Source organism: Nitrococcus sp., from assembly GCF_059432795.1.
In genome coordinates this window covers 1-10391 of sequence record NZ_JBXWZQ010000184.1, presented here as the reverse complement: position 1 = coordinate 10391, position 10391 = coordinate 1, and the positions used below count along the sequence as shown (strand labels likewise).

9 protein-coding genes are annotated in these 10391 nt (G+C 61.4%); 3 read left to right on the top strand and 6 right to left on the bottom strand.

The window, feature by feature from the left end:
- The coding region (locus AC52Q4_RS12780) for an IS1595 family transposase (RefSeq protein WP_495537181.1) at nucleotides 1–645 on the bottom strand (645 nt) is incomplete at its 3' end.
- A 169-nt stretch (nucleotides 646–814) separates the two neighbouring features.
- The gene (locus tag AC52Q4_RS12775; protein ID WP_495537180.1) at nucleotides 815–1609 is read right to left on the bottom strand and encodes an inositol monophosphatase family protein; all 795 of its coding nucleotides are present in this window, start codon (nucleotides 1607–1609) and stop codon (nucleotides 815–817) included.
- A gap of 486 nt (nucleotides 1610–2095) precedes the next feature.
- On the opposite strand from AC52Q4_RS12775, the gene AC52Q4_RS12770 reads away from it, so the two are divergent.
- Complete coding sequence (locus AC52Q4_RS12770; protein WP_495537179.1) at nucleotides 2096–2719, top strand: NlpC/P60 family protein; 624 nt, start codon at nucleotides 2096–2098, stop codon at nucleotides 2717–2719.
- Between the two features lie 117 nt (nucleotides 2720–2836).
- Here the strand turns inward: AC52Q4_RS12770 and AC52Q4_RS12765 are convergent, their stop codons facing one another.
- Nucleotides 2837–3943 carry a mechanosensitive ion channel family protein gene (locus AC52Q4_RS12765; protein ID WP_495537178.1) on the bottom strand — a complete coding sequence of 369 codons (1107 nt, stop codon included), beginning with the start codon at nucleotides 3941–3943 and terminating at the stop codon, nucleotides 2837–2839.
- A 480-nt stretch (nucleotides 3944–4423) separates the two neighbouring features.
- Here AC52Q4_RS12765 and AC52Q4_RS12760 point away from each other — a divergent pair, with 480 nt between their 5' ends.
- Both AC52Q4_RS12760 and AC52Q4_RS12755 read left to right on the top strand, forming a co-directional pair.
- Nucleotides 4424–5752: an ATP-grasp domain-containing protein gene (locus tag AC52Q4_RS12760; RefSeq protein WP_495537177.1), complete on the top strand. Its 1329-nt coding sequence runs from the start codon at nucleotides 4424–4426 to the stop codon at nucleotides 5750–5752.
- 8 nt (nucleotides 5753–5760) lie between these two features.
- Nucleotides 5761–7788, top strand: a complete 2028-nt coding sequence (locus tag AC52Q4_RS12755) for a CocE/NonD family hydrolase (RefSeq protein ID WP_495537176.1) — start codon at nucleotides 5761–5763, stop codon at nucleotides 7786–7788.
- A 144-nt stretch (nucleotides 7789–7932) separates the two neighbouring features.
- On the opposite strand, the gene AC52Q4_RS12750 is transcribed toward AC52Q4_RS12755, so the two are convergent.
- From AC52Q4_RS12750 to AC52Q4_RS12740, 3 genes are all read right to left on the bottom strand, one after another.
- Entirely contained in the window at nucleotides 7933–8463 is a 531-nt protein-coding gene (locus AC52Q4_RS12750) for an outer membrane beta-barrel protein (RefSeq protein WP_495537175.1), read from the bottom strand.
- Nucleotides 8464–8764: 301 nt separating this feature from the next.
- Nucleotides 8765–9199: a DUF2147 domain-containing protein gene (locus AC52Q4_RS12745; protein ID WP_495537174.1), complete on the bottom strand. Its 435-nt coding sequence runs from the start codon at nucleotides 9197–9199 to the stop codon at nucleotides 8765–8767.
- 136 nt (nucleotides 9200–9335) lie between these two features.
- Nucleotides 9336–10391: FTR1 family iron permease (locus AC52Q4_RS12740; RefSeq protein ID WP_495537173.1), on the bottom strand; the 1056-nt coding region annotated here is incomplete at its 5' end.

Here is a 10391-nt window from a genome sequence, read left to right as displayed (position 1 = left end):
GCTTCGGCTGTTGAAGCTGGCCAGGCCGTCTCTGGTCAGCGCGGCGTGTGGACCAAGGCAACCGTCACCGAAGCGTCTGAGGCTTGGCTCATCGTTGCATGGGGCGTGGGCAAGTCGCACGCGACCTCCCGCCTCACCGGCCACGAGCACCACCCCTTTTCCCCGGCTGGTTCCACCCACCGCTTTCCGTGCGCCACGGACAAAGCCTTCGTCGAGCTGAATCGCCTTGGCCAAGGGCGTGCGCTTGGGGTCAACCATCAGCCGGCGCAGCTTGTGCAGCCAGCACCACGCCGGCTCATAGGAACCCAGCCCCAGCACCCGCTGGAGGTCCTTGGCCGAGATGCCGGGACGGTGCACGCATACCTCCCAGAGCGCGCGGAACCAAAGCCGCAGCGGCTTACGGGTCTTCTCCATGATCGTCCCCGCGGTTACCGTCGTCTGATGATGGCAATCCAGGCAGTGCAGACGGTGGCGGCTGATCGCCGAGAGGCGCTCGCCACCACAACGCAAGCACCAAGGCCGTGCGCCCCAGCGCACCGCAATCAGGTACTCCCGGCAGGCCGCCTCAGTGGGGAAGCGCCGCTCGAACTCCAACAACGTCTTCGGAAACTCGCGCCAAAGCTGACCCGGGTCCTTTGCACCCATCCTTTGCTCCCAGCTCACAGCAGAAATGCCGTCTAATATACATTAGGTGCTAAGCGGATAGGTGTGCACCACCATAGTGTATCCCGGGCGGACAGTAGCGCCGGCCAGAAGAAGCTTGCTTTTGATTAAAGCAACGAAAATTCCCTTCAGCGGATAAAGATAGTCGACCTTAGTGAGGGATCTCTAACCAAGCCACCCATTCGTTGAATAACGTTTCGTCCAGTGCTGCTGCTACTGAGCGTGGTTCGAGTGAGGGGCGGAATACCGATTCTCCCTGCAAGGTCACTGCACGGCCACCCGCTTCACTTAGTATCAAACTGCCGGCGGCATAATCCCAGATTTTTTGCCTACCATGGAGGTAGACGCTGCAGCGGCCGGCAGCGAGCCAACACCAATCTAGTGCTACGGATCCGAGGCTTCTCTGAGAACTGTAGGGAGGTTCTGTGACCAGACGTGCGGCCAGCGCCGCAGGGAGGCGCTTGAAATCAACGAGCCCGATTCCGTCTCTCAAGGGCGGAAGCGGGCGGCGCTCCCCTAAAACTTTACCATCGAGCCAGGCCCCTTTATTTTTCTGAGCAGTAAAACACTCATTGCGCAGAGGATCATAAACTAATCCGAGCACCACCTCCTTTTTTTTGAGAAGCGCAAGCGAAACACTGAAGCAAGGTAGACCAGTAGCAAAATTGCGTGTGCCATCCAGGGGATCGAGGCACCATAAACCTGCTCCCGTGCCGGCAAGTAAACGGGCTTGGCTTTCTTCCTCCATTTCTTCGCTAAGAAATTCAATCGCGGGCCAACGGGCTTTGAGTGCTTTGCCGATTTCGTTTTGTATGGCGAGATCCGCCTCCGTAACCAGGCTTCTGTCGGCTTTCCATTGGATCTCGATTTCGGTAAAACGGGGCAGTATCTGTTCCTTTGCCGTATTGATGACAATCTCTTTGAGCGATGTCAGATCAGGGTGCATATATTCCATCCAATTAGCGGAACATGGGGTCTTGAAAAAAATTAAGAAGACGGATTGGCAAAAGTGGGGGTGGATGCCCGAGTATATTACGGCCTCGTCAGTGATTCGACCCTTCCGGTACCGGGTTGAGTGTACTCGGGCCCGAGTGGATTCCACTTGCCGGAGCGCTGGCTCTTGATCTGCTCCGGGGGAGAGGCCAAGATTTCAACAGGCGGCAGCGAGCGTGGTCCTGATCGGAGACCGAACGCCCGGAAATCGGCTGCGGCGTTTTATCCGGCGAGCAACACATGGCGGCTCGATCCGCCGGGTTGGCCTCATAGCGACCGCCCTCACTCGATTCTTCGCGGGCCTTCAGCACACCCGGTTCTGCAATCTCCGTAAACGATAGCGCATGGTGGTGCATTCGCCTCTGCCACGAGCTCCCCGCCATCACGTTAATCCGGTTGACGCGGCCATCGAGACGGATTGGCTTAGCGAACCGCACGGTTGCGAAGCCCACCGGCACGGCTCATTCTTTGGGATATGGACAGTCCGGCGCCGCGCTTCATAGACCTGTCCCGGGGCGCTCAGCCACGCACCGAAGCCGTGGGCGTAAGCCCGGCTCGCCGGTGCCCGTCGGACCGGTGGCACCGGCTCGGGTTCATGCCCGCGCTCGCCGCGGCGTTGCTGCTCGCGCTGGCCGGATGCGCGGAGCTGCCGGAAAAACGGCCGGCGGCGAGGGGGAGCACGCCGGCGGGCGGCGGCGACATTGCACGCGCGTTGTACGCCCAGCTTGCCGAATGGCGGGCCGTGGAGTACTGGTATGGCGGTACGTCCAAACGGGGCGTGGACTGCTCCGACTTTGTCTACGTGACCTACCTTTCCCGGTTCGGCGTCCATCTGCCCCGCACCACGCAGCGGCAGGCCCGCGCCGGCCCGCAGGTCAGCATGAGCCGGCTGCGCCCCGGCGACCTGCTCTTCTTTCATACGGGCTGGGGCAAACGCCACGTTGGCATCTACGTAGAGAGCGGGCGTTTCATCCACGCCTCCACCAGTGCCGGCGTCACCATGAGCCGGCTCGGCAGCGGTTATTGGAAATCCCACTTCTGGAAGGCGGTGCGCGTCATGTGATGGGGCGGACTCGCGGCCGCGTGACGCCCACCCGCTTGACGCAGGCGGCCTTCATTGCCCGGAACACCACCACGATTTTGCCCATTCTGCGTCGTCGTCCCGTCGCGGGCGTGTCCGCTATGGCCTGCTTTCACTCGCCTTCGCAGGGATCACCCGCTCGGTACGCAAACGCGGCAGGCAATAAGGATGCTCGCGCTGGAGATAGGCCAGCAGAGCTTCACGAACACGGCAGCGCAGATCCCACGCCCGCCCTGAGTCGGCCGCGCTGACCAGGGCACGCAGCTTGACGGTGTGCTCGGTAACCTCGGTTACCTGCAATACGCATACGCGGCCGTCCCATTCCTTCGCTTGGCGTACGATGCGTTCGAGTTCCGCGCGCAGCACATCCACCGGCACTCGGTAATCGGCGAAAAGCTCCACCGTGGCCAGCAATCGTGAGGTGTTCCGCGTCCAATTCTCGAACGGATGCTCAATGAAATATTGCAACGGCACCACCAGGCGGCGGTCCTCCCAGGTGCGAATCACCACGTAGGCCAGGGTGATTTCCTCGATGCGGCCCCATTGGCCCTCGACGATCACGACATCGTCCAAGCGAATGGGCTGCGCCAACGCCAGCTGCAATCCGGCAATCAGGTTGCCCAGCACCGGGCGCGCCGCCAATCCCGCGACCAGACCCGCGATACCGGCGGAGGCGAGCAGGCTGGCGCCGAGCTGCCGCACGCTGGGGAAGGTCATCAGAATCAGCGAAAAGCCGACCAATCCCACAGCGAAGATCAATATTCGCGCCAGTACACGCGTTTGGGTATGGATCCGCCGGGCCTGCAGGTTGTCCTCTACGTCCGTGGGATGGCCGTTGAGAATGGCCTCCTCGAGCGCCAGGATCGCGCGCGCGGCAAGCCAAGCCACGGCAGCGATGAGGGTGATCGCCACTACGTGGCGCACCCCGCCGCCCTGCGCTATGGCCCTGCCGGGGCCAGTGAGGGCAAACTGCGTGGCAATGATCAGCATTACGAACCGCGCCGGCGCTTTGCTATGCCTTACCAGGCATTCCCGCAAGCAGCCGGCGGACTTGGCCGTCAACCGACCGGCCAGGGCGAAGATCGTTGCATGGGCGATCCAGGCCGTGATCAGCGCCAGCAGGATGATGATCCCTTGGCCCAGCCACGTTTCTACCCCCTGGGCGGCGCTAGCGGCCCAGGCTTGGAGTGCGCTGAAATCGGTCATGGTGTTGCGCGGGATCGGTCACTCGCGATACGCCATCATATGCCTTCCATTCCGCAAAGCCGCCTATCAGTTGTCGCAGACAGGCTACCATGCGCTGCGCTCCATGGATTCCGGCCGCCGGCATTCAAATCAAAAGCTTGCATGAAAAGCCCGCATCCTATCCGGTGTTGGGGGGGGGCATACCCCGAAGCAAGCGCGTGGCGCAATCCCGCATGAGCCAGGGAAGCCAGGCACATCGGCCCGCCTGCGGTGGCAGGACATCCAATTCCGGTAAATCGGGTTAGCGCCGAGGCCGGATTTCACCATGTCGGCGCCCGCTTGTGGGACATGAGCGTGCGGCACGATAAGCCATCGCAAAACCTGCTCCAGTAGAGACACTCAGGGAACAGCGGTCCGCCGAAGTGCTCTAAATGAGACGGCAAGTATGCCGCCCGAAGCCAACACGTCCTGTTGGCGGGGTGTTCAGGAGAACAGGCGTTGATGACTACGAACGTGTTCATACTCGGCCTTGACGAATTTCAGCTCGGGGAACTGCGGACGGTTCGGGAGGCAGGCGAGCGGACTTTTCACAATTTGTTGGACGTTGATGTTCTGACGATCAGGAATGGAGACCATCACTTCAAGCGCCTGCTGTCCGACGCACGGCAGCAGTTGGAACGCTTCCCCGGTTCGGTCGACGCAATTATCGCGCATTGGGATTTCCCCGCCAGCGTCATCGCGCCGGTGCTCTGCAGGGAATATGGCATCCCGGCGCCGCCGTTGGAGAGCGTATTCAAGTGCGAGCACAAGTACTGGGGCCGCCTGGAGCAGAAAAAAGCGATTCCCGATTGCATTCCAGGCTTCACCAGCTTCGATCCTTTCGACGACAACGCCGGAAAACGCATCGAGCTGGACTTCCCATACTGGATCAAGCCGGTCAAGTCCTTCGGCTCGCAGCTCGGATTCAAAATCCATGACGCAAAAGAATTTCAACAAGCCATCACCAAGATACGCGGCGCCATCGGCCGTATTGGTGCTTCTTTCGACGAGGCCCTGGAACTGATCGATCTGCCGGAGGAAATTCGGCAGTGCAGCGGCAATATGTGTATAGCCGAGGAAATCATTTCCGGCGCGCAATCGGCGATAGAAGGGTCGATCGCCCAGGGCGAATACCTCGTACATGGCGTTCTGGACATGCCCAAAGACCGCGCGGGCAGAAGCTTCGATCGCTACGAGTACCCCTCGGCGCTACCCGAGCCGGTGCAGCGACGGATGATCGATAGTTGCGAGCGGTTCCTGCGGCACATCGGTTTCGACAACGGCTGCTTCAACGCCGAATACCTATGGGATGAGCAACCCGACAAGCTGCGCTTGGTGGAACTCAATACCCGCCTCTCCGAATCGCACAGTGACCTGTTCGCCAAGGTCGACGGCATGTCCAACCACGAGGTGGCGATCGATATCGCCCTCGGCGTGCGCCCACGCATGCCTTGTCGTGAGGGCAAGTTCCGGATCGCCGCCAAGTGCATGATTCCGCATTACGAAGACGGCGTCGTCCGGCGGATTCCGAGCCAGCAAGAGCTTGAGCAGATCCAGGCGCGCTTTCCGGAGACGCAGATCATTTTGCAGGTGAAGCCGGGCATGCGCTTGTCCGAGCTGCTGAATCAGGACAGCTACCGCTACGTGTTGGGCACGTTGTTTCTCGGCGCCGAGAGTCGCGAGCAGCTGCTGGAGCGGTGCGATGCCTGTCTTGATGCCCTGCACTTCGAGTTTCAGCCTGCACATCGCGGCGGCAACGAGCTGCCCCATGACGCGCGGGATGCCGGCTAGGAGGCACGATGAAGGCGATCACCTCGTTTCCCTATCAGGTGCGCGTCATCGAGAATGCATTCATACCCATGAGCGACGGGGCACGGCTTGCCGCGCGCATATGGCTTCCGGTTACGGCCGCAGGCCATCCGGTACCGGCCGTGATGGAGTATCTTCCCTATCGCAAACGCGATCTCACCCGTGCCCGCGACGCAATCAATCACCCCTATATCGCGGGCCATGGCTACGTCTGCCTGCGGGTGGACATGCGGGGCAGCGGGGACTCCGATGGCGTGCTCACCGATGAATATACAAGGCAGGAGCAGGACGATGCGTTGGACGTCATTGCCTGGATCGCTCGGCAGCCTTGGTGTGACGGAAATGTCGGCATGATGGGTCTCTCGTGGGGAGGGTTCAACAGCCTGCAGGTTGCCGCGCGCCGGCCGCCGGCGCTCAAAGCGATCATCAGCGCGTGCGCGAGCGATGATCTCTACGCCGACAACATACACTACATGGGCGGCTGTCTACTCGGAGACAACCTCTCGGAAGCCACCGTCATGTTCGGGTTCAATAGCCTCCCGCCCGATCCCGAGATCGTCGGCGACCGCTGGCGGGAAATGTGGTTCGAGCGCCTGCGCGGCAGCGGTCTCTGGCTGGAGCAATGGCTCGCGCACCAGCGGCGCGACGAATATTGGCGCTCGGCGTCCGTGTGTGAAAACTACGGCGCGATCAGCTGTCCGGTGCTCGCGGTCGGCGGCTGGGCCGATGGCTTCACCAACGCTATCTTTCGCCTGCTGCGTCACCTGGACGTGCCGCGCAAGGCACTGATCGGACCCTGGGGCCACAAATACCCGCACATGGGCCTTCCCGGCCCAGCGGTCGGCTTTCTTCAGGAAGCGCTTCGCTGGTGGGATCATTGGCTGAAGGGCAAGGACACCGGCATCATGGAAGAGCCGATGCTTCGGGTATGGATGCAGGACAGCGTGCCTCCGGTCACCTCGTACGAGGCTCGCCCGGGCGGCTGGGTGGGTGAGCCGTGCTGGCCGTCCGCCAACGTGCAGCGCGTGCCTTATCCGCTGACGCACCATCACCTCGCCTCCGCCGGCGAGTGCTTGCAAGCCGACCATGACCTGATGGCCGTGCAGTCGCCACTGAGTGTCGGTATGTTCGCCGGCAAGTGGTGCTCCTATTCGGCCACTCCGGATCTGCCCTACGATCAACGCGAAGAGGACGGCGGCGCCGTGATTTTCGACAGCAAGGCGCTCAGCGAGCCCATCGAGATTCTCGGGGCGCCGGAACTCGAGCTGGAGCTGACGGCCGACCAGCCGGTGGCTATGGTGGCCGCACGCTTGTCGGATGTGGCGCCAAACGGCCAGGCCACACGGGTCACCTACGGCTTGCTCAACCTCACGCACCGGGAGAGCAACGAGAACCCGCAACCGCTGGAGCCCGGCGAGCGCTACCGCGCCCGGCTGTATCTCAATGGCATCGCGCAGCGCTTCCCCGCCGGTCATCGGCTGCGCCTGTCAATCTCCACCTCCTACTGGCCACTGGCATGGCCCCCACCGCAGCCGGCAACGTTGACGATCCTGCCCGGGAGCAGCCGCCTCATTCTGCCGGTGCGGCCGCCGCGAGCTGAAGACGCGGCGCTGCGCCCGTTGCCCGAGCCCGAGGGTGCCCCATCGCTGGCAACGAGGGCGATCGAATCCGGCAACCACAACTGGTATCTGCATCGCGATCTGGCGAAGGAGGAATCGACGCTGGAGGTCATCAACGACCAGGGCCGATTTTTGATCGAAGAGACCGCGACCGAGGTCCAGCGCAAGACGCTGGAGTGGTACACTTTTCGGGACCACGATTTTTCCTCGCCACGTGGCGAGACGTATACTCAACGGATGTTCAAACGCTCCGACTGGCACGTCGAAGTCATTACGAACACGCTTTTGACCTGCACTCCCGAGGATTTCCATATCCACGCACGGCTTGATGCCTTCGAAGGCGAGCGGCGGGTGTATTCGCAGAACTGGCAGCGTACCATTCCGCGCGATTGTCTTTAGGATCCTCCGGGCTGCCGCCAACTCGGATCAAAGGCGATGATCATGACGTGGGACGCCAGGTGCGGTGCTACCGAGAACGGGGAGCGTCGCTACAAAAAAAGCCGGCGCACGGCCGGCTCAGTGGGGGCAAGGCCAGATCCATGATCAGAACACGAACTGACCGCCAATCGACACCATGTGAGTGCTCAAGTCCCCACCATCTATAGGATAGTAGTCCCAGTCAGCGCGTAAGGCGAAATGCTCGACCACGTCGAAATGAAGGCCGCCGCCTACATGCAGGTCAGTGCCATCGTCATCATCCGTTTCCCAGTTGATAAAGCCAGCGCGGCCAGCAAGGGAAAGATTGTTGATGATCGGTAAATTACCAGTGGCGGCAAAGCCCCAGCCGCTGAGCTCGTCACTGGCCGAAGCGCCACCGGCTGAGAGTTCCACCTCGCCGAAGTGGGTGTATTGGCCTTCCACGCCAATGTATTGGTTCAATTTTACGCCGCCCATCACCTTGCCACTGATGGAGCCGAAGCTTTCAACTTCCACGCCGTCTTGGTCCATGTCGAGTACGCTGGCCCCGACCGCACCGCCGAGGTAGAGGTCAATCGGCAGCGGCCCGGCGCCGAAGGCCGCCACAGAAAGGCCGAACAAACCGGAGAAAACCGTTAATTTGCCAATAGGATGCATTGCTAACCTCCTGTCATTGATTAGGAGGAAGAGCGTGAGGTATAAGAAGTATATTTATTGTGAGTTTAATCACAAAAAAACAGAACTCCGCGCAGCGCTAGCGCATCCTATTAGTTGAATGCGGTGCAAGCGTAAAGGGTTCTCTGGAATAGGCGGGTATTCGTGAATCTGTTTATAAAAACGAGCGCGGATGCTTAGGAACGCAGCTGGGGAGGCTGGCGGCTAGCGCGTGTTGTCTTCGGATGCATGATGGTGTCGCGTGGCACGAGCCCGCTGCAACGCGAACAAACCGCCCCCGCGGTCATTCCCGCTCCACCGGCAACCACGCCTGCGTACGGTAAAAAAACGCCACGTAGCCGCGAACCATGAGCTTGTTGTTCTCCACCCAGAGCTTGCAGGGGTAGGTCTTGCCGTTGCCCGGATCCAGGATTTTGCCGCCCGACCAGACGTCGCCGTCGGGCTTCATGCCGCGGAGAATGACCATGCCCTCGATGGGCTCGTTTTTTCTCTCGCCTTCGCACTCTTCACAAACGGGGTTGGGATCATCCGGTGAGGGATCCAGCAGCTCGACGATGCGCCCATAGAGCGTTCCGTCCCGCTCGTAGATTTCCACGATGGATTTTGCCTCGCCGGTTTCGTCGTCAATGGTTTTCCACAGTCCGACCGGCGAGGTGGCGAAAACCGCCGACGGTGCGAACAACAGGATCAGCACGGCTGTCAGAAATCGTGTTCGCATCCTGCTTTTCCCTCTTCCTCACGCGGCACTCATGTGTCCGGAAATGCTCAAGCGCGCGCTTCCCGTATGGCCCGCAAGGTTCCGAAGATCAAGAATCCCCGATCGTTAACGTAAAGCATTCTCGGCACTTCCGGCGTCAGGCACCCGTCGGCTTCCTGCTGCCTTTCCACAGCAGGAAGAATCCGAGTGCCACGGCCAGTAGCTGCGCCGCTATCCCCTGCAGTGTGGGGTAGATGCCGAGCCAGTCGATTGCCGGCAGACTCAGGTAGGAGGCACCGAGCGCGCCGGCTTCCTGCAGCGCGGCGATGCCCTTGCCGAGCAGGATCACCGAAAGCACCAGCAGCACGATGCTGGTGACGCGGAAGAAGAGACTCAGCGGCAGCTTCATGCCGATCCGGAAGAGGAGCACGCAGACGACCGCCAGGGCGAGAGCGGCGGCGGCGACGCCGTAGAGGAGATAGGTGACGTCGGTGACCTGTGTCCAAAGGGCCTGATAGAAGAGTATGGTCTCGAATATCTCCCGGTACACGGAGATAAAGGCCACGAAGGTGAGCACCCAGACGGTGCCGCTGCTCAGGGCGGTGTGGACCTTGCTCTTGATGTAGCCGAGCCACTTCTGGCTCTTGCTGTGGTTGTGCATCCAGAAACCGACGTAGAAGAGGATTACGGCTGCCAGAACGCCGGCCACCCCTTCGGTCATTTCACGGGTGGCGCCGCTGACGTCTATCAAACCGGAGGCCGCGTACCAGGTGGCCACGCCGGCTGCAAGCGCTGCCATCCAGCCGAGGTGGATCTGGCGAGTGGCCGCGGCAGCGCCGGCCTTGCGGGTGAAGGCGAGCAGAACGGTGACGATCAGGAGCGCTTCCAGACCCTCGCGAAAGAGAATGAAAAAGCTTGCGGAAAAGGCAGCCAGCGGCGCCAGGCCGTCCGTATCGAGGGCGGCACTGGCGCTGTCCAGCCGCGCCTGGGCAAGCGCAATGGCATCGCCCACCTCGGCCGCATCTTGGTTACTGTCGATGGCTTCGCGCACGGCCATGAAGCGCCGTTCGGTCTCGCGCATCAGCCCTTCGTTCACGGAGGCGAGTTGCTGCTCGACCATTTCATAACCGTCAAAATAGGCTGACAGGGCCGCGGCCTTCGCCTCCGGCACGTTTCCGGCGCGGTACGCCCTTTCGGCCTGCGCGAGCTTCTC

Bases quoted from the DNA above. Each gene is read 5' to 3' on its own strand.
- AC52Q4_RS12775 (WP_495537180.1), bottom strand. From the start codon at position 1,609: ATGCACCCTGATCTGACATCGCTCAAAGAGATTGTCATCAATACGGCA.
- AC52Q4_RS12765 (WP_495537178.1), bottom strand. From the start codon at position 3,943: ATGACCGATTTCAGCGCACTCCAAGCCTGGGCCGCTAGCGCCGCCCAG.
- AC52Q4_RS12760 (WP_495537177.1), top strand. From the start codon at position 4,424: ATGACTACGAACGTGTTCATACTCGGCCTTGACGAATTTCAGCTCGGG.
- AC52Q4_RS12755 (WP_495537176.1), top strand. From the start codon at position 5,761: ATGAAGGCGATCACCTCGTTTCCCTATCAGGTGCGCGTCATCGAGAAT.
- AC52Q4_RS12750 (WP_495537175.1), bottom strand. From the start codon at position 8,463: ATGCATCCTATTGGCAAATTAACGGTTTTCTCCGGTTTGTTCGGCCTT.
- AC52Q4_RS12745 (WP_495537174.1), bottom strand. From the start codon at position 9,199: ATGCGAACACGATTTCTGACAGCCGTGCTGATCCTGTTGTTCGCACCG.